At 69.4% G+C, this 17225-nt stretch carries 20 protein-coding genes and 1 tRNA gene; 6 read left to right on the top strand and 15 right to left on the bottom strand.

Annotated elements, in window-relative coordinates; all coding sequences use genetic code 11:
• Position 1 precedes the first annotated feature (1 nt).
• Together pruA and AB0B61_RS29720 are read right to left on the bottom strand one after the other, a co-directional pair.
• Entirely contained in the window at positions 2-1675 is a 1674-nt protein-coding gene (pruA, locus tag AB0B61_RS29725; RefSeq protein WP_358438536.1) for an L-glutamate gamma-semialdehyde dehydrogenase, read from the bottom strand.
• A complete protein-coding gene (locus tag AB0B61_RS29720) occupies positions 1676-2593 on the bottom strand; it encodes a proline dehydrogenase family protein (protein ID WP_358438534.1) in 918 nt (305 codons plus the stop codon).
• Between the two features lie 76 nt (positions 2594-2669).
• On the opposite strand from AB0B61_RS29720, the gene AB0B61_RS29715 reads away from it, so the two are divergent.
• Positions 2670-3737 carry a helix-turn-helix domain-containing protein gene (locus AB0B61_RS29715; RefSeq protein WP_358438532.1) on the top strand — a complete coding sequence of 356 codons (1068 nt, stop codon included), beginning with the start codon at positions 2670-2672 and terminating at the stop codon, positions 3735-3737.
• Positions 3738-3750: 13 nt separating this feature from the next.
• On the opposite strand, the gene AB0B61_RS29710 is transcribed toward AB0B61_RS29715, so the two are convergent.
• The 3 genes from AB0B61_RS29710 to AB0B61_RS29700 form a co-directional block, all read right to left on the bottom strand.
• Positions 3751-4341, bottom strand: a complete 591-nt coding sequence (locus AB0B61_RS29710; protein WP_358438529.1) for an FMN-binding negative transcriptional regulator — start codon at positions 4339-4341, stop codon at positions 3751-3753.
• A gap of 10 nt (positions 4342-4351) precedes the next feature.
• Positions 4352-5455 (bottom strand): glycosyltransferase, encoded by a 1104-nt coding sequence (locus AB0B61_RS29705; RefSeq protein ID WP_358438526.1) that lies wholly within the window; start codon positions 5453-5455, stop codon positions 4352-4354.
• Between the two features lie 106 nt (positions 5456-5561).
• Positions 5562-7394: a SpoIIE family protein phosphatase gene (locus AB0B61_RS29700; protein ID WP_358438523.1), complete on the bottom strand. Its 1833-nt coding sequence runs from the start codon at positions 7392-7394 to the stop codon at positions 5562-5564.
• Between the two features lie 118 nt (positions 7395-7512).
• On the opposite strand from AB0B61_RS29700, the gene AB0B61_RS29695 reads away from it, so the two are divergent.
• Positions 7513-8169 (top strand): GAF and ANTAR domain-containing protein, encoded by a 657-nt coding sequence (locus tag AB0B61_RS29695; protein ID WP_358438520.1) that lies wholly within the window; start codon positions 7513-7515, stop codon positions 8167-8169.
• 27 nt (positions 8170-8196) lie between these two features.
• On the opposite strand, the gene AB0B61_RS29690 is transcribed toward AB0B61_RS29695, so the two are convergent.
• Positions 8197-8553: an STAS domain-containing protein gene (locus AB0B61_RS29690; protein ID WP_357946367.1), complete on the bottom strand. Its 357-nt coding sequence runs from the start codon at positions 8551-8553 to the stop codon at positions 8197-8199.
• A gap of 176 nt (positions 8554-8729) precedes the next feature.
• Between AB0B61_RS29690 and AB0B61_RS29685 the strand changes: the two genes are divergently transcribed.
• Both AB0B61_RS29685 and AB0B61_RS29680 read left to right on the top strand, forming a co-directional pair.
• Positions 8730-9500: a SigB/SigF/SigG family RNA polymerase sigma factor gene (locus AB0B61_RS29685; RefSeq protein WP_358438518.1), complete on the top strand. Its 771-nt coding sequence runs from the start codon at positions 8730-8732 to the stop codon at positions 9498-9500.
• A gap of 16 nt (positions 9501-9516) precedes the next feature.
• Entirely contained in the window at positions 9517-9930 is a 414-nt protein-coding gene (locus AB0B61_RS29680) for an ATP-binding protein (protein ID WP_358438516.1), read from the top strand.
• 116 nt (positions 9931-10046) lie between these two features.
• On the opposite strand, the gene AB0B61_RS29675 is transcribed toward AB0B61_RS29680, so the two are convergent.
• The 4 genes from AB0B61_RS29675 to AB0B61_RS29660 form a co-directional block, all read right to left on the bottom strand.
• Positions 10047-10241 carry a hypothetical protein gene (locus tag AB0B61_RS29675; RefSeq protein ID WP_225291618.1) on the bottom strand — a complete coding sequence of 65 codons (195 nt, stop codon included), beginning with the start codon at positions 10239-10241 and terminating at the stop codon, positions 10047-10049.
• A 6-nt stretch (positions 10242-10247) separates the two neighbouring features.
• Entirely contained in the window at positions 10248-11069 is an 822-nt protein-coding gene (locus tag AB0B61_RS29670) for a hypothetical protein (protein ID WP_358438513.1), read from the bottom strand.
• A 5-nt stretch (positions 11070-11074) separates the two neighbouring features.
• The gene (locus tag AB0B61_RS29665) at positions 11075-11620 is read right to left on the bottom strand and encodes a hypothetical protein (protein WP_358438510.1); all 546 of its coding nucleotides are present in this window, start codon (positions 11618-11620) and stop codon (positions 11075-11077) included.
• 69 nt (positions 11621-11689) lie between these two features.
• Positions 11690-12115 (bottom strand): hypothetical protein, encoded by a 426-nt coding sequence (locus tag AB0B61_RS29660; protein WP_358438507.1) that lies wholly within the window; start codon positions 12113-12115, stop codon positions 11690-11692.
• Between the two features lie 84 nt (positions 12116-12199).
• Here AB0B61_RS29660 and AB0B61_RS29655 point away from each other — a divergent pair.
• Positions 12200-12276, top strand: a tRNA-Pro gene (locus AB0B61_RS29655).
• A gap of 64 nt (positions 12277-12340) precedes the next feature.
• Here the strand turns inward: AB0B61_RS29655 and AB0B61_RS29650 are convergent.
• On the bottom strand, positions 12341-12601 hold the full coding sequence (locus tag AB0B61_RS29650) for a replication initiator (protein WP_358438505.1): 261 nt from the start codon (positions 12599-12601) through the stop codon (positions 12341-12343).
• 819 nt (positions 12602-13420) lie between these two features.
• Here AB0B61_RS29650 and AB0B61_RS29645 point away from each other — a divergent pair.
• Positions 13421-14206, top strand: a complete 786-nt coding sequence (locus tag AB0B61_RS29645) for a sulfite exporter TauE/SafE family protein (protein WP_358438502.1) — start codon at positions 13421-13423, stop codon at positions 14204-14206.
• A 326-nt stretch (positions 14207-14532) separates the two neighbouring features.
• Here AB0B61_RS29645 and AB0B61_RS29640 read toward each other — a convergent pair whose 3' ends face one another.
• The 4 genes from AB0B61_RS29640 to AB0B61_RS29625 form a co-directional block, all read right to left on the bottom strand.
• Positions 14533-15495: a hypothetical protein gene (locus AB0B61_RS29640; protein WP_358438499.1), complete on the bottom strand. Its 963-nt coding sequence runs from the start codon at positions 15493-15495 to the stop codon at positions 14533-14535.
• 24 nt (positions 15496-15519) lie between these two features.
• The gene (locus AB0B61_RS29635; protein ID WP_358438497.1) at positions 15520-15906 is read right to left on the bottom strand and encodes a helix-turn-helix transcriptional regulator; all 387 of its coding nucleotides are present in this window, start codon (positions 15904-15906) and stop codon (positions 15520-15522) included.
• Between the two features lie 174 nt (positions 15907-16080).
• Positions 16081-16245, bottom strand: a complete 165-nt coding sequence (locus AB0B61_RS29630; RefSeq protein WP_358438494.1) for a hypothetical protein — start codon at positions 16243-16245, stop codon at positions 16081-16083.
• Positions 16246-16528: 283 nt separating this feature from the next.
• A complete protein-coding gene (locus AB0B61_RS29625) occupies positions 16529-16963 on the bottom strand; it encodes a GNAT family N-acetyltransferase (RefSeq protein WP_358438491.1) in 435 nt (144 codons plus the stop codon).
• Between the last annotated feature and the right edge of the window lie 262 nt (positions 16964-17225).

The following is a 17225-nucleotide window of genomic DNA, read 5'->3' as shown; positions in this document are numbered from 1 at the left end:
CTCAGTAACCCAGCCGCTTCAGGTCGGGCTGCTCGAACGCCGACTGCGGAATGTCACCCCGGTATGGACCCGTGATGACCGGCGGGACGAAGGTCTCCTTGATCGTGCGGGCGTTCACCCAGCGGATCAGGTTGAAGATCGAGCCCGCCTTGTCGTTGGTGCCCGAGGCGCGGGCGCCGCCGAACGGCTGCTGGCCCACGACCGCGCCCGTCGGCTTGTCGTTGATGTAGAAGTTGCCCGCCGCGAAGCGCAGCCGCTCCGCGGCCGAGGCGATCGCGTAGCGGTCCTGGGCGATGATCGACCCGGTCAGCGCGTACGGCGAGACGCTCTCCATCTGGTCGAGCACCGCGTCGAAGTCGCCGTCCTCATAGACGTGTACGCCCAGGATCGGCCCGAAGTACTCCTTGACGAAGATCTCGTCCGTGGGGTCGGCGCACTCCAGGATCGTCGGCTTCACGAAATAGCCGGTGGAGTCGTCGTAGGAGCCGGTGAGCAGGTCGATGTTCGAGGCGCCGCGAGCCCGGTCGATGGCCGCCTTGTGCTTGGCGAAGGCCCGGTCGTCGATGACCGCGCCCATGAACGTCGACAGGTCGCCCGCCACGTCGCCCACGGTCAGCGACTCGGCCGCGGAGACGAAGTCGTCACGCATGCGCGACCAGACCGAGCGCGGCACGTACGCCCGCGACGCCGCCGAGCACTTCTGGCCCTGGTACTCGAAGGCGCCCCTGACCAGCGCGGTGGCGAGCACGGCCGGGTCGGCCGACGGGTGGGCCAGGACGAAGTCCTTGCCGCCGGTCTCGCCGACGAGGCGCGGGTAGCCGCGGTAGGAGGCGATGTTCGCGCCGACGGTGCCCCACAGGTGCTGGAAGGTCGGCGTGGAGCCGGTGAAGTGGATGCCCGCCAGCTGCGGGTGCGTGAGCGCCACCTCGGAGACCGCCTGGCCGTTGCCGGTGACCATGTTGATCACGCCCGGCGGCAGGCCGGCCTCCTCCAGCAGGCGCATCGTGAAGTGCGCCGCGAACTGCTGCGTGGGCGAAGGCTTCCAGACAACGACATTTCCCATCAAGGCCGCCGACGTCGGCAAATTTCCGGCAATGGCGGTGAAGTTGAAGGGGGTGATCGCCAGCACGAAGCCCTCGAGCGCCCGGTACTCCATCCGGTTCCACACCCCGGGCGACGACGCCGGCTGGTCGGCGTACAGCTGCCGCGCGTAGGCCACGTTGAACCGCAGGAAGTCGATCAGCTCACAGGCCGAGTCGATCTCCGCCTGCTGCGCCGACTTCGACTGCCCGAGCATGGTCGCGGCGTTCAGCGTCGCCCGCCACGGCCCGGACAGCAGGTCGGCCGCCTTGAGGAAGACCGCCGCCCGCTCGTCGAACGACAGCGCCCGCCAGGCCGGAGCCGCGCGCAGCGCGCTGTCGACGGCGTCCCGTACGTCCTGAGCCGTGGCGTCCTGAATGCGGCCGAGGACGGAGGCCTTGTTGTGCGGCTGCACCACGTCGATCGGCGCGCCGCCGCCCAGCCGCCGCTCGCCGTCGATCGTCATGGTCAGGTCGATCGAGGACCCGGACAGCTCCTTGATCCGGTTCTCCAGCGTCGTACGCTCCGGGCTGCCCGGCGCGTAGCCGTACACCCGCTCGTTGGCGGGAACGGGCACGTTGCTGATGGCGTCCATTTACTTACCCCCAAGGGCACGAAGGAAGAAGGCGACGTTGGCGGGCCGCTCGGCCAGGCGGCGCATGAAATAGCCGTACCAGTCGTCGCCGTAGGGAACGTAGACGCGCACGGTGTGACCGGCCCCGGCGAGGTCCTCCTGCCGGTCGGTGCGGATTCCGTACAGCATCTGATACTCGTAGGACCCGAGCCCGCGGCCGAAGCGGTCGGCGAGCAGCTCGGTGATCGAGATGATCCGGTCGTCGTGCGTCGCCACCATGGGGTACCCCTGCCCCGCCATGAGGGTCCGCAGGCATCGCACATACGCCTTGTCGACCTCGCTTTTGCCCTGGTACGCGACCGAGGCGGGCTCGCGGTAGGCGCCCTTGACCAGGCGTACCCGCGAACCCTCGACCGCCAGTTCGCGGCAGTCGTCCGCGCTGCGGAACAGGTAGGCCTGGATCGCCACGCCGGTCGACGGGAAGTCGGCGCGCAGCTTGCGCAGGATCGCGAGCGTCGAGTCGACGGTGGTGTGATCCTCCATGTCGAGGGTCACGGTCGAGCCGCCCGCGTCGGCGGCGGCGCAGATCTCGCGGGCGTGCTCCAGCGCCATCGCGTCGTCGAGCCGCTGCCCGACGGCCGACAGCTTCACCGACACCTCGCCCCGGCGGCCGAGATCGAGCGGGCGCAGCGCGTCGAGCAGCGTGATGTACGCCTTCGCGGTGGCCGCCGCCGCGTCGGCGTCGCGGGTCTCCTCGCCGAGATGGTCGACGGTGACGGCGAGTTTGGCGTCGCGCAGCCGTTCGATGGCGGTCCGGGCCTCCTGAACGCTCTCACCGGCGACGAACCTGTCGACGACCTTGCGCGTGAGGGGGAAGCCGGATACCGAGCGGCGTACCAGCGCGCTCCGGGAGGTGGCGAGTAGCAGTTGACCCAGCATGTTCTCAGCCTAAAAGCGCAGCTCACAACAGGGCCATCGACGCGCGTAACGCCGCTTGTGGCAGGCTGTCATACAAATGCACAATTCGGCAGATCTACAGGAGACCGTCGACGAGCTCGCCCGCCTGCTGGGGGCGTCCGCGACGTTGGAGGACCGCTCGTTCCGCCTGCTGGCGTATGGTGCGCAGCACGGTGACATCGACACCGTCCGCCAGGAGTCGATCCTGCGCAGGCGCGCCACCGGCGAGGTCCGCGACTACTTCGAACGCTACGGCATCGCCCGCGCCCACGGCCCGGTCAGGATCCCCGCGGACGCCGACCTCAAGGTCCTGGCCCGGGTCTGCTGGCCGCTGCGCCACGGCGAGGTCACCTACGGGTACCTGTGGCTGCTCGACTCCGGCAGCCTCACCGAGGAGGCGCTGAGCCGGGCGGCCCCGCTCGTCGCCAGGGCCGCCGCCGCGCTCGCCCAGGAGGCCAGGAGCCGCCACGACCTCGGCCGCGGCCTGCGCGCGCTGCTCTCGGCCGACCCGGAGGAGCGGGCCGGCGCCTCCATCGAGGTGCTCGGGCCCGTCACCGCGATCGCCGTCCGCGAGTCGGAGGAGCGTGTCGCCGCCCTCTGGACGCTGCCGCGCGGGGTGCTGGCCCGCGCCGGCTCGCCCGTCGCACTGCTCGCCCCCGCGCACCTGGCCGCCGAGGTCGCCCAGACGCTGCAGAGCGCGTACGGCACGGCGGCCGGCATCGGCGCCCCCCGGGCGGACCCGGCGGACGCCTGGCAGAGCTGGCGCGAGGCGCGGCAGGCATTGCGCGTCGCCGAGCACTTCCCCGGCTTCGCCCCCGTCGCCCGGTGGGAGGACCTGGGCGTGCACCGGCTGCTGGCCCGGCTCGGCCAGAGCGACCTGCGCGAGCTGGCGGCCGAGACGGCGGCGCTGGACGCCGAGCTGGCGCACACCGTGGAGGTCTACCTGGACCACGGCGGCCACGCCCAGAAGACGGCCGCCGAGCTGGGCATCCACCGCCAGACGCTCTACTACCGGCTGGCCAAGGCCGAGCGGACGCTGCACCGGGACCTTTCGGAGGGCGACGACCGCCTGACCGTTCACCTGGGCCTCAAAGCGGCCCGGCTACTGCCGGTCACAGGTGGCTGAAGGCTGACGCGTCTTACAGGTGGCTGAGAGCTGAGGCGTCGCCGGGCCCGCCGCGCTCGGTCAGCCCCTTGGCGACCCGCTGCCGGTGAGCGTCATCCTTGTGCCCGTCGTACTTGAACTTGCCGCGAATCTCCTCGATCGCCAGCCGAACCCCCTGGATGCCCGACAGAAGCCGCGGCATCCGGGCCGGATCGCCCTGCCCGGGTTCGAGGTCGGCGAGCTGCTCGCGCAGGATCTCCAGCTTGCCCTCGGCCTCCTTGACGATCTCGGCCCGGCAGATGAGCTGGACGGAGGAGTAGAACGTGGTCGGCACGCCCAGCTCCGGCTCGACACCGGGCTCGGCCCGCCACCGGCCGGGGATGTAGGCCCAGGGACCGGCCACCGACATGACCACCTTGGGGTTCTCGTCGATCGCCGCCCAGACCGGATTCGGCCGGGCCAGATGGAGGACGATCGTCCGCTCGTCCACGAGCAGGAACTGCGTCGGCACCACGACGGGCACCTCACGGCCGCGGCCCGCGGCTATCAGGTGCCCGAACTGGTTGTCCTTCACGTACGCCAGGGACTGCTCGTCGGTGCCCGCGTCCCAAGGGTGAATCAGCATAAAAGGAACTTTAAGCGCAGGCGAGTTCGTACACCCGCACCAGCTCCTGGCTGACCCGCTCCCACGAGTAACGCGAACGGGCACGGTCGGCGCCCGCGTAGCCGAGCGCGGTGCGCAGCGTCGGGTCCGTCAGCAGTTCGCGGGCCAGGCGCGCGGTCCGCGCGGGACGGTCCGGCGGCACCAGCAGGCCGGTGACGCCGTCGATGATCGAGTCGAGGTGCGCGCCCACGGCCGAGGCGATCACGGGTACGCCGCAGGCCATGGCCTCCAGCGCGACGATCCCCGTCGTGGCCTCGCGCGGCACCGACACCACGGCGTCGGCGCTGCGCATGAGCTTGGGTACGGCGGTCCGCTTGACCTGCCCGAGCAGGGTCACCCGGTCGGCCACGCCGAGCTGCTGGGCCAGGGCGCGCAGGCGGCGTACCTCCCGGTCGCCGTCGAGCAGCTCCGGCTCGGGGCCGCCGGCGAGCACCAGCTCGACGTCCTGGAGGCCCTGCAGCGCGCGGATGATCGTGGGGGCGCCGCGTTCGGGGGTGAGCGGGCCCAGGTGCAGCAGGCGCTTGCGGCTGCCGCGCGTGGCGACCGGGCCCTGACGGTGGAAGCGCTCGGTGTCCACGCCGTACGGCACGATGGCGATGTTGTTGCGCGGAACGCCGAGCCGGATCAGCGCCGACTCCTCGTCACCGGAGCCGGCGATGACCGCTCTGGCGTTGCGGCCGAGCGCGCGCTCCAGCTTCACGTGGGCCGCGTCGACGGTGTGGAAGGTCTGGGCGACCGGCACCCCCAGGCCGCTGGCGCCCGTGACGGCCGCGAGGCCGCCGGTCCAGGAGTGGGCGTGGATCACGTCCGGACGTTCCTGGCTCCAGCGCCGGCTCAGATACTGGCCGACGTCCTTGAGGTACGGCATCACGTCGGCGGGGGCGAGATCGCGGGCCGGGCCCACCTCGATGTGCTCCATCATCACTCCCGGCGCCACCCGCGTCCTGGCCTTGCCCTCGGCACTGTCACGACGGGAGTAGATGGTGACGTGGTGCTCGCGTCCCAGTTCACGCGCTACGGAGAGAATGTGGTGGCGCTTGTTGCCGGTAGCGGAAGCGACGATCGCGATATTCATGGCACACCTCAGCGTGAAAACAGCTTTCAAGGTGTGCCTGCGTCTTAGGCACGTCGTTCTTCCCCCGACCTTACCCAAAGATGGCTCAACCGCAAACCCCCGCAGATCAGACGCCGCGCAGAGCCAGCACCACGATCTCGTCCCACACCTGCCCGCCGGAGAACGCGTGCCGGTCCGCCTCGACCGCCTTCACGATGGTCGTAGGCGCCTGACCAGCGCATCTGCCCAGAACATCGGCCAGCCGCTCCTCGCCGTACGGCTCGCCGACCTCGTTCCTGGAGGAGATCAGCCCCTCGGAGTAGAGCAGCAGCGTCTCACCCACCGCGACGGTGAGCTCCTCGGCCTCGGTCTCGGCCTCCGGCGAGATGCCCAGCGGCACGCCGCCACCCGAGGCGAAGCGGACGCTCCCGTCGGGCAGCAGCAGCGCGGCCGGATGATGCCCCGCCGACGACAGGCGGATCCTGCGGCCCCGGACGAACCCGGCCACGACCATCACGAACATGCCGGTGCCCTGCGTCACCAGAGCCTCGTTCACCTTGCGCAGCACCACGTCGGGATCGGACTCCCAGACGCTGAGCACCCGGACCCCGCCCCTGACCATGGCGCTGACCGACGCGGCCTCCTCGCCCTTGCCCGCGGCGCCGCCGAGGGCGAACGCCCAGCCGTCCGCGACGGGGAAGACGTCGTAGAACTCGGCGCCGACCGACGCGCCGGGATTGTAGATCGCGGCGGCCTCGTACCCGGGCACGTCCGGCAGGTTGCGCGGCGCGACGGTGGCCGACAGCGCGTCGGCGGCCCGCGAACGGCTCTGGAAGCTTCTCTGCGCGCGTACCGCCAGCCCGAGCTGGAGCCCGACCTCCTGCATGACCCCCAGGTCGGCCAGCGTGAACGGCGGCCGGGCGTGCGACCTGACCAGCGTGAGCACGCCGTCGGCCGGGCCGATGGGCACGCACAGCATCGAGCCGGCGCCCATCGCCGTCAGCAGCGGCCCGTCGGCGCAGAAGCCCAGCAGCGTCTCGTCGTCGACCATCTCGTGCACCACGCCGGAACCGCGTTCCAGCACCTGGGTCACCACATGGCTCGCGGCCGGCTGGGCGGACTCGATCTGGCGTACCAGGTCGCCCAGCGGGTGGTCCTTGGGCGCCACGACGGCCGCGCGGCGGGCCAGACCGTCGCGTACGACGTCCGCGATCACCCAGTCGGCCCAGCCGGCCGCCAGCAGCCGCGTCGCCCTGGGCAGCGCTACAGGCTGCCGCAGCGCCTCCTCGTCCAGCAGCAGTGTGGTCATCGTGGCCAGCAGGTCCTGGCGCTTGGCCGCCGCCAGCAGCAGCGCGGCGTCCGACTGCTCGGGCCGCCGGGCGCCCGGTTCGGGCAGCTGCACCTCGGTCGGCAGCGCCACGGCCGCCACCATCTGCTGCGGTTCGCCGGGCATCGTCAGCCGGGTCAGGGCCACCTGGACGGTGTGGGTCCTGCCCTGGTGCGCCAGGCGCGACTCGAACGCCGCCGGCTGCCCGGTCTGCAGCACCGACATCAGGTGCGAGCGGAACGCCGCCCGTCGCGACACGTCCACCAGCAGCGGGAACGACCGGCCGACCAGGTAGCCGTCGGGGCTGCCCAGCATCCGCGAGGTCTCGGGATTGATCCGCCGGACCACGCCGCCGCCGTCCAGCACGATCACCGGCACGGGGAAGGCCCGGTAGACCTGGCGCAGCAGCTTCAGCTCCCGCTGCGCCCCGTCCTTCTTGCCGCCCTGCCGCTTGGGCGCGTTGCGCAGCGCTTCACGCGCCTCGGCCAGCAGTTCGGCGGCGGTGTCGAGTTCCGCGAGTGCGGCGTCTAGAGTCGGCGCAAGGTCGGAGGGGTAGGCCGCCCGCGCCTCGCGCAGGGAGGAAACACGTCCGGACAGAGCGTCCAGGGCGTGTTCGAGGCCGGGCATGGTCATTCTCTGACGCTACGCCACGCTGGATAATGCTAGCTATAAGGGGTAGGGCCTAGCTGCTATGAAATCAACGGCGATGATCACCCCCGGACTTGCCCGTAACCTGGCGACTCTCGGGCGGTTGGGCGAAGACAACTCAACGGAAAGCGTGCTGCGCGGTCTGACGACCGCGCTGGCCGACGGAGTCCCCGGTTGCTCGGGGGGTTCCGCCGAGCACTGGCGTGACCAGCGGGTGCTGGTGTCGGGCTCGCACAGCGAGCTCATCATGCTGGTCGAGGGCGAACGCGACCTCGGCGAGGGCCCGTCGACCGACGCCAGGCTGACCGGCGGCCGGGTGGTCGTGACGGACGTGCTCAGCGACTCGCGCTGGCCGCGCTACGCGCCGCTCGCCGCCCGCTGGGGCGTGCGCTCGGCGCTCACCGTGCCGATCCGGCTCGACCCTGTCCTGCTGGTCATCGGCCTCTATTCGGTACGGCCGGCCGCCTTCTCCCCGCAGGCCGCCCAGGCGCTGGCCGACATGCTGACCGAGCAGGTGGGCGTGGCCATGGCCAACCTGTGGGACTTCGAGGAAGCGCGTACGGACGCCGCCCAGCTCCAGGAGGCCCTGGCCGGGCGCTCGGTGATCGACCAGGCCAAGGGCATCATCATGAAGACCAGCGGGTGCTCGTCCGAGGCGGCCTTCGAGGAACTGCGCCGGATCTCACAGCACCACCAGGTCAAGGTGGCGGACCTGGCCAGGCTCCTGGTCGACGAGCACCAGAAGAAGTCGCGTCGCTAGTTGCTCGAATGGAATGTGCTGATGCGCTCAGCCAATGGCGGCCAAGGCGTCGTCGAGCGTGTCGTACAGCGGCAGCCGCTGCGCGAGCCCGGTGATCCACATGACCTTGGACTTTGAATATTCCACGCCGACCAGGGCAAACCTGGCACCCGACGCCAGGCTGGTCTGCCAATGGTGGACGATCAGGCCGAGCGCGCGCGAGTCCATGAACGTCACCCCGGCCAGGTCCAGGATCAGCTCGGAGCCCGCCAGAGAGAGGTAGTCCGCGAACTGCTCGCGCGTCGTGGCGTCGAGCACGCCATCGACCTTGATCACCGTGATCTCGTCCACGGTCGACGACGTAAGGCTCAGGGCCGTCACCGCCCCTTCGCCGTTCTCCGGCATTGTCACGGGGCAACCCTACTGTCACCGCACGAAGGAGGAATACTTCTGCCGTGAGGGGGGACACTGGATCCGAAGTCCAGCAGAGGGCTTCCGTCTCGGATGTCGAGCGAGGCAGGCCTCTGCATGGGCTTTTTCTGCAGGTGGAGGCGGCCCTGCGACCCATATGAGGAGCAGCCATGGCTGTGCGGGAATTTGTCCTCGAGGAGTTGACCGCCGAAGAGTTGCTGGCCGAAATGGCCGGCGAAGCCGCTACCGACAGTCACCGCGAACGCCTGCGGGAGCGCATCGTCGAGATGCACCGCTCGCTCGCCATGGAGATCGCCAGACGCTACCGCTACCGCGGCGAGCCTCTGGAGGATCTTCTGCAGGCCGCGTACGTCGGCCTCATGAAGGCCGTCAACGGCTTCGACCCCACTCTCGGCCACGCCTTCAGGGGCTACGCCGTCGTCACGATGACCGGAGAGGTCAAGCGCCACTTCCGCGACCGTACCTGGGCCATCCGGGTGCCGCGTCTCTACCAGGAGCGCCGCGCCGAGCTGAACCGGCTCGTCGCCGACCTCAGCCAGGACCTGGGACGATCCCCGACCGTGGCCGAACTGGCCGCGAAGATGAACATCAGCGAGGAGGACGTCCTGCTCACGCTCGACGCCTCGGCCGCCTACAGCACGCTGTCGCTCGACGCGCCGCTCGGAAGTGAGGACGACGCGGCCTCGCTCGGCGACGTGATCCCGGAGGACGACGATACGCTGAGCAAGATGGTCGACCGGCAGGCCGTCAAACCGCTGATCGACGCGCTGCCATCGCGTGAGAAGCACATCCTGCTGCTCCGCTTCTTTGGGAACATGACACAAGCCGAAATAGCGGCAGAGTTCAGCATCTCTCAGATGCATGTATCGCGAATCCTCCGTAAAGTGCTGGACCAGCTACGTAGTGAGCTAGTCAGCTGATTAAGGCGGTTACCGGGTGAACGAGGATGTCGATCCTCAGGCGGGCTCCATCAGCCCGCCACCGGGCGCGCCGGTGAAAGAGCTGAGCTTCCGGTTGCCGGACCTCCCGCAGGTGCGTCAGTTCGCCGCGTCCGAGGCCCGCGAGGTGGGCATGGCGGAGGAGGCGGTGGGCGATTTCGTCATCGCCGTCAACGAGGTGGCCACCAACGCCGTCACCCACGGCACGGTCGACGCGCAGCTGCGCACCTGGGTCCACGACGGCGAGCTGGTGGTCGAGGTACACGACGAGGGCACCTGGAAGCCCGGCCCGATGCCCGGCTCGGTGGGCGGGATGGGGCTCTGGGTGGCCCGCCTGCTCTCCTCCGACCTGTCCCTGCGGGTGGGCGGCGAGGGCAGCACGGTCACCATGCGCTTCCCCAGCAAGACCTGACGTACGTTTCCCGGATGTGATTTCCCGGATGTGATTTCCTGGCCACCAGACCTGAACCGACATGTGCGCGCGACGCCTCGTGATCGAGTGCGCCGCGCGCTGTCGTGCTCTGTCCGCTATCGGCGGGTACGGCCTCGCCAGCCGCCGTAGCTCTTGACGCTGGCCGTGCCGATGCCCGCCTGGTGCAGCGCCAGCAGCGTGAGGCCGAGCAGGATGAACGTCGTGCCGGAGATCCCTGACCCGATGCGCACGTTCAGCAGGTCGAGCAGGAAGCCCAGCCCGAAAATGATCGCCGCGACTATCGCCAGCATGTCCCGTTACCTCGTTCCGTAGCCCGTATCGGTTGCGTGGCTTACCTCATGGCCGGTTGCCTGGCTCGTCTCGCGGCCGGTCTCGTGGCCTGAGAGGGTGAGCAGCCGCTCCAGCACGACCCGGTAGTCGCGCAGGGCCAGCCGCAGCTGCTCGGTGTCGTCCCCGCCCTTCCAGCGCTCGCGCAGCTCGCTCGTACGAGCCGTAAGACTGCTGGTGATCGCCTCGACGACCTCCTCGACCAGCCCTTCGGCCCGCTGGACGGCGTCGCCGGGGTCGTCGACGAACGAGGTCTGCAGCTCGCGCCAGCGGGCCTGCACCTCGGCCGGGTCCTGGTCGAACAGGACGACGGACTGAGGGGCCGCGTGGGCCGGCGCGCTCTCCACCACCACGGGCTCGCCGGCCACGTCGTCGGCGTATTCAGGCTCGGCCAGCATGTCGCCGCCCGTCGGGGCGTAGGGCTCGTGGTGACGAGCGCCGTTCCCCTCGTCGTTCTCTTCGCTCTCGTCGTTCTCTTCGGCGACGGTCGCCCGCGACTGCTCGTCACGCCTACTCAGGTCGGCGGTGGGGGTGTCGTTCGCGCGGAAGTCGTCCCTGGGGGTGTCGCCGTCCCTGACATCCTCGTCTGGATCGGCGTCGGCACGGAACCCGCCCACGCGGTCATCGTCCGTACGGAAGCCGTCCCTGGAGGCGTCGTCATGCGCGTGGCCGTCATCCGTACGGAAGCCACCCGCATGGACATCGTTCCCGCGGGGGTCGTCGGCGCGCTCGCCATCGTCGTCGACCTGGTCCGCCCGTTGCGACGGCACTTTCAGCTCGTCGCTCGTCATATCGGTCACCGTCCTCGCGTGGTCTCTTGTAGGAGCTCTTCGAAGAGCGCGCGGTAGTGCACCATCGCCTGACGGAGGTCCTCGGTGGAGGCCTCCTTCCTGGCGGCGCGCCCGCTGATCTCGTGGGCTGCCCGGTAGTGGTCCAGGGTGGTCGCATGCCCGACGGACAGATCGGACACCCGCTGCTCGAAGTCCTCCGTGGGGTAGCCGCGCTCCGCCATGACCGCCGCCACCAGCTGGTCGGCCTCGGATACCGCGAACCCGGGGGCGTCGACGAAGCGCTCCTGCACCTCGTTCCACCGGGTGGCGTAGCTGTCACGTGACTCCTCCGGCAGGGGCCGGATGTCCAGCTCGGAGTGGCGCTGCTCCCGGGCGAGCAACTCCTGCTCCGCGTCGTGCCTGCTGTCGTGCTCAGCCATCAGGCGTTCGTACTCGGGGCCGAAACGTGCGCGGAGGCGGCTGCGGCGCTGCTGCTGCAACACCACATAGCCGACTGCGGCAAGGGCCACCACCGCGACCACGACGACGACCACCCAGATCAAGGTGGACATGATGTTCGCCTCCGGTCTCTATTGTCGAGACCAGCGACTGCCCCCGTACGAGCGCCCGAAACGCCGGTGTCAGGGGCCTTCCAGCGCTTTCCTGGCCGCTGCCAGCACTGCCGCGACGTGTGAGTCACCGGGGGCGGCGGCGACCTCCCTGAACCCGCTCACGCTGTCGTAGCCGACGTCGAGCCCGGCATCGACAAGCCGCTGAGCCCACCGCAACGCGGTATTCAACCGCTCGGCCGCCGGCGGCTTCCCCTGCGCGGCGGCGGACAGGTTCCGCAGGTTCGTGGCGGGCCCGGACTGCGCGTGCTTCCGCTCCAGCTTCCACGGTACGGCCCGGCTGTGATCGAGCATCGGCTTGGCCAGGCCCGCGGCCCGCTTGGCCTGCAACACCCCGGACTCACTGACCCCGAAGTGCGCGGCCAACTCCTGCACGTTCATCCCCTCGGCGACGAGCCTGGCCAGCTCACCCCGATCGACGGTCGGCCTGCGCCCCACGAGCCCCTCCTGCTGAGTACACGTGCGGTTCTGATGTGCGCTAAGGTTATGACGTCTCGCCCCGCAGGGGGTGATCGACACAACCGGGACGTAGCGCAGCTTGGTAGCGCACTTGACTGGGGGTCAAGGGGTCGCAGGTTCAAATCCTGTCGTCCCGACCAGGTTTTCTACTGGTCGAGCAGGGTGTCACTCTTTAGGGTGGCACCCTTTCGCATGGGTGAGTGACTAACGGGCGAAGAGATCGTCCACCGCCGCAGCTCCTTGCAGGAGTACGGGGCGGATCTGCTTGCGGTAGACGGCTTTGGTGACAGCCGTGCCGCTGTGGCCGACGAGCCGGGCGATGGCGTGAAAGTGGATCAGGCCCCGCCGCTGGTACTCGGCGACCTTGGCGAACGACACCCGGACCAGACGGCTGAACTGCCGTCGGCTCAGAGCCGCTTCACTCGCCAGGCTGCGGTGCACTTCCAGGGCGAAGCGAAGCAACAAGGCGATCGCTACACCTGAAAGCGGAAGGTCATGCTGCCGCGTGGCTTCCGTCCTCGGGCTTGGCGGCCCTGCGGTACGGGTCCACTTGCCACCGAAGCACGAGGGCCGAGCGCCGATCTTTGCTAACGGGAGTGCTAACAACGGTCTCGGATAACTGTGGACGGTGGTGGACTGGCTGCGCCCGTTTCTGCCGCTTAATCAGGCAACCACGAGCCTGGAGGACGTCTGTGGACGATCGAGTCCTCACTACGGATCAGAAGGTTGGGGTTTCGAGTACCTCCGGCCGCACAGAGCACTACCAGGGAGTTCCTTGATCTCAAGGGACTCCCTGAGTCGTTTCTGGGGGCCGACTGTAGCAACGGCTGTAGCGACGCTGGTTCGTTCACTGCCTTCTGCTCGTCCGTCAGCCGGACGGTGGTCGGCTTGTTCGACACGACTACATTGTAATACGGATGACTACATTCGACTACATCTGTTCCAGATAGGCCGCGAGCGCTGGGATTGACCGCAGCCGTGTAGGGCTTCTCTTTGTGTTCCTGCACTTCAGCGGGTGTTTGTAGGGCTGTGTAGGGTCTATCTGTTCCACCTACGCGCCTATACATACAGAACCAATACCTGGATCCCTACACACCCCTACACTTCCGCAGGTCAGCAGCGTGCGGGTTCATTGAGCGAGGCGGCCGAAAAATCCGAGCCTGGCCAGCATCTACCGGGCCCTGGGCTGAGCACGACAAGCGGCAGGCCTACCCCGAGGCCGTCGGGGCGGCGTGGGCCGGCCATGACGAACAATGTGGGCGTGAACGTTTGGGTGGTACGTCCGTGAACTGGTGGCAGGGACTGCTGGGGTTTGTCGCTGGCTTGCTGATCTCGGTGGTGACCACGCCTGTCGGGGTGTCTGGAGCGGTGTTCCTGCTTCCGGTCCAGCTCAGCGTGTTGAATGTGCCCAACCCAGCGGTGACGCCGACCAACCTGTTGTTCAACGTCGTGGCCACTCCGGGGGCGTTGTTGCGCTACCGCAAGCGCGGCGATCTCGGTGGGCCGTTGACCCGTCTGCTGGTGCTGGGTACCTTGCCCGGCGTCGTCATCGGTGCGCTGGTGCGGGTCTTCCTCCTGCCCGGCTCTGGGGTGTTTCGCCTCCTGGTGGCCTGTCTGCTGTTTCCGCTGGGCTTATGGCTGTGCGTGCGCACGCTGCGCCCGGCGCGCGGCCACGGTGCGCCGGACGGCCCGTCGCCGCCTATGATCACCGCGCTTGCGGTGGCCGTGGGGACGGTGGGCGGGATGTACGGCATCGGCGGTGGGTCGCTGCTCGGGCCGATCCTGGTGGGGCGTGGACTGCCGGTCACGAAGGTCGCCCCCGCCGCGCTGGCCACGACGTTCGTTACCTCGATCGCCGGGGCGCTCACTTACGCCGTGCTGGCGCTGAGCACTCCTGGCGATATCGCGCCTGAGTGGGGGTTGGGCTTGCTGTGTGGGCTGGGTGGGCTGATCGGCGGCTACGTCGGCGCTCATCTGCAGCCCCGGCTGCCGGAGACCGCGCTACGGCTGCTTCTGGGTGTTTTGGCCACTGCTTTGGCTTGCCTGTACGCCGTCCAGTCCCTGATCTGACCCCCGCGCCAGGCGGCGCTCCCAATCCACCGGCTGGCCGTCCGGTCGGGACCGCTGCTGCCGGTTGGGCGCGTCCTACGGTCGGCGGGATTTTGACGGGGCCGGGATCTGGCTGCCCGCAAGATGGCGGCTAGGCCCTCGGGGACGGGCCCCTCCAGGCGCTGCCGCCGCAGGGGCGGGTCGGCGCCTGGTTTGGCGGAGTGCTCTGTACCAGGGTTCGGTGAGGTGGTGGTAGGCGTCTCGACTCGGGCAATCGATCGAGTGAACCGTCTGGGCCGGTCATCGGCTCGCTGCGGTGTGGGTGCCGGTGCGGGGCACCCACGCTGCTACCTGGGGCCGGCGTGGGTGCCGGACGGTGCGGGCAAAAGTTCGGAGGCGTTGTCGCGGCCTGCCGGCCAGAACAGGGGCTGGTCGAGGCCGGGGTAGCGGTGGTTTTGAATGAGTGCTTGGGTGGCGGGCTGGAGCAGGTGGTCCTGCAGGGCCAGCGCGCCGGCCACGTTCGCGCGGGGGAACCTGGCCGGGTTGACCACGACCGACACCATGATGCGGTGAAACATCTCATCGCCGTACAGCACAGGGCGTAAGGGGAGCGGGTTGTCCTTCTGCCAGACGAGGAACGGGGTGAGGCCCCAGAGGCTGTAGCCCCGCTGCTGGGCGGCCGCTCGCATGGCCGCTTGCGGTTGGAGTCCCGTGTCTTGGTACCAGCCGGTCTTGTCCGGTCGGCCGGCGGCGTTCCACAGGATGTCGGCGATGTAGGTCAGCCCCGGCGTGGCGGTGGCGATGAAGGGCGCACGCGCGGCGGCGATGCGGCCGAACGCCTCGACGGGATCGGTGAGCCCGGCCACGCCGGCCGGGTCGCTCGTGTGCATGATCAACGCGGTGGCGTTGAACAACACCGTCCGTGGCCATTGGCCGAGGCCGTCGGTGATGAACGCTTGGGTGTCGGTGTGCCCGAAGTGGGAGAAGATGAGGTCGGCCTCGCCGGCGCGGGCCTTGGCGTAGACGTCTTCTCCGATGTAGACCTGCACGCGCCGGCCGGTTCGCGCCTCGAACGGGGCGAGCAGGCGCGGCAGCAGGCCTCCGTCCTGGATGGTGGTGACGCTGGCCAGGCGGATGGTGGTTCTGGTCGCTGCCGCCTGGCCCGGTGTCGTGCTGGTCGCCGATGCGCTCGTCGTCCACCCCGTCACGCCTGCCGTTGCCAGTGCGAGCAGGCCGCCGGCCGTCACCGCGTCCCGGCGCGATAACTGCGGTGCGCGATCTTGTTGGTGCGCTTCATCTTGAGCGTGCATGTCCGTCTCCTTGTCCGGTCTCGGTTACTGGCCGTTTGCGTCGTTGGGTGTCGTGCCTGGTCGCGCTGGATGGCGAGGCGGCGTTGACGTGGTCTCCTCTGCGGGAAACAGGTGGCGGTAGCGGTCGAGGAACACCTCGATGCGCTCGGCCTGTCGCTGCAGATCAGTCGCGCGTTCGTGCAGGTAGGCCTCACCCGCCGGGGTCAGGCGGTAGGTGCGGCGCGGTGGTGCGTCATCACCCAGCATCCATTCCGCCGTCACCAGGTCCTCCTCCGCCAGCTGGCGCAACACCCGGTAGACCACCGACGCATCTTGCGCGGCCCGCCGGAAACCGAGATCGGCCAGGTAGCCGGCCAGCACATAGCCGTGCCTCGGAGCATCGGCCAGCGCGAGCAGGACAAACGGCACCATCCCCTGTCCCGTCCCGCTCCGATCGGCACCGCCGCGGCGTGCAGCCATGGCTCAGGCTCTTCCGTCCTTGGTGACAAAACGACCCTATTGACATATTGACCCCCACGGGCGCAAGGGCAACCCCGGCCTGGCCAGCATCTACCGGGCCCTGGCCGAGTACGACAAGCGGCAGACCTATCCCGAGGCCTTCGCGGCGGTGGCGACGGGGCCGTCGGGGCCGTCCGGTGGGGTGTCGTCGTCCACGAGGGCGAGCATGCGCTCCAGCACGGCGCGCGGCCTGCGCCGGATGGGCGCGTGCAGGAACAGTGACCGCCGTACGGGCGGAGTGGGGTCGGTCATGGTTACGCTCCATTCTGATGCGCATAGTGTGCAGTAGCGCAATATCCGCTACTGCTCTCCCTGCTGGCCTGTGCCTCTTCACTCGCGCCAGAGGCGAGTGGAGGGGGCGCGCAATTCCCTCGTCCGTGCATCGTCGTCGTGCCGATGCTGGGATTGAGCCAGGCCGCCAGGCGGTGGCGGGCCCACCCGGCGGGGTACTTGGCGCTGCCCGTGCAAAGCCGAGGGCCCGCGCCGGGGCGTGTAGTTGAGGGCGTAGCGCACATCCGGGGAGGCGCCGCTTCAACTATCTCGGTTGCCAGCGGCCGATCTTCTTGGCGACGAGGGTGGCGCCGATGCGCGCGTAGAAGCGTTGCGCGGCCACGTTGGCCTCGGCGACCTCCCAGTGGATCAGCTTGCCGTTGGCGGCTTCGGCGACGGCCCGCATCAACTCCTCTCCTACGCCGTGGCCGCGTTCCGCGCCGGTCACGTACAGGTCGTCCAGCGCGAGGTAGTCCTCGCCGGACCAGAAATGGATCCGCTGCAGCCAGGACACGTAGCCGATGGCCCGGCCGTCCCGTTGGGCGATCAGGTAGGTGATCTCCGGGCGAGCGAGCATCCGCTTCAGGTCGTCGACGCTCACCGTGATGGCCGAGGGCTGGCCTTGGTGCTCGGCCAGCGCACGGATGAGGCTGTACACGGTGGAGGCGTCATCGGGCGTGGCGCGACGGATGACTATCACGATGGTCCTCCCAGATGGGGGGCAAGGGGGCAGCGGATTGGGGGGCTGTGTGCTCTTCCAGGCCGGTTGCCGCCGCCTGCCGGGCGGGCGAGCCGGCTGCGTCCGGCGGTCATTGGCCGGGGGTGCTGCCGGTGAGCGGGATGTGGCTCAGCCGGCGCATCGCCAGCACCGCCGCGCCGGCGGCGATGATCGCGGCGATGACGGCCGCCGTGTTGAGCCCGCCGGCGAACGCCGCCCGGGCGGGAGCGAGCACGGCCGCGGC

The sequence above is a fragment of the Nonomuraea sp. NPDC049158 genome, from assembly GCF_040648335.1.
GTDB lineage: Bacteria > Actinomycetota > Actinomycetes > Streptosporangiales > Streptosporangiaceae > Nonomuraea.
This window is presented reverse-complemented; position numbering and strand designations above follow the sequence as displayed.

What these genes read in the sequence shown, in the direction of transcription:
- AB0B61_RS29675 (WP_225291618.1), bottom strand. Translation starts at nt 10,241, where the DNA reads ATGCTGGCGATAGTCGCGGCGATCATTTTCGGGCTGGGCTTCCTGCTC.
- pruA (WP_358438536.1), bottom strand. Translation starts at nt 1,675, where the DNA reads ATGGACGCCATCAGCAACGTGCCCGTTCCCGCCAACGAGCGGGTGTAC.
- AB0B61_RS29685 (WP_358438518.1), top strand. Translation starts at nt 8,730, where the DNA reads ATGGCTGTGCGGGAATTTGTCCTCGAGGAGTTGACCGCCGAAGAGTTG.
- AB0B61_RS29665 (WP_358438510.1), bottom strand. Translation starts at nt 11,620, where the DNA reads ATGTCCACCTTGATCTGGGTGGTCGTCGTCGTGGTCGCGGTGGTGGCC.
- AB0B61_RS29700 (WP_358438523.1), bottom strand. Translation starts at nt 7,394, where the DNA reads ATGACCATGCCCGGCCTCGAACACGCCCTGGACGCTCTGTCCGGACGT.
- AB0B61_RS29670 (WP_358438513.1), bottom strand. Translation starts at nt 11,069, where the DNA reads ATGACGAGCGACGAGCTGAAAGTGCCGTCGCAACGGGCGGACCAGGTC.
- AB0B61_RS29715 (WP_358438532.1), top strand. Translation starts at nt 2,670, where the DNA reads ATGCACAATTCGGCAGATCTACAGGAGACCGTCGACGAGCTCGCCCGC.
- AB0B61_RS29720 (WP_358438534.1), bottom strand. Translation starts at nt 2,593, where the DNA reads ATGCTGGGTCAACTGCTACTCGCCACCTCCCGGAGCGCGCTGGTACGC.
- AB0B61_RS29710 (WP_358438529.1), bottom strand. Translation starts at nt 4,341, where the DNA reads ATGCTGATTCACCCTTGGGACGCGGGCACCGACGAGCAGTCCCTGGCG.
- AB0B61_RS29635 (WP_358438497.1), bottom strand. Translation starts at nt 15,906, where the DNA reads ATGGTGCCGTTTGTCCTGCTCGCGCTGGCCGATGCTCCGAGGCACGGC.
- AB0B61_RS29690 (WP_357946367.1), bottom strand. Translation starts at nt 8,553, where the DNA reads ATGCCGGAGAACGGCGAAGGGGCGGTGACGGCCCTGAGCCTTACGTCG.
- AB0B61_RS29640 (WP_358438499.1), bottom strand. Translation starts at nt 15,495, where the DNA reads ATGCACGCTCAAGATGAAGCGCACCAACAAGATCGCGCACCGCAGTTA.
- AB0B61_RS29630 (WP_358438494.1), bottom strand. Translation starts at nt 16,245, where the DNA reads ATGACCGACCCCACTCCGCCCGTACGGCGGTCACTGTTCCTGCACGCG.
- AB0B61_RS29705 (WP_358438526.1), bottom strand. Translation starts at nt 5,455, where the DNA reads ATGAATATCGCGATCGTCGCTTCCGCTACCGGCAACAAGCGCCACCAC.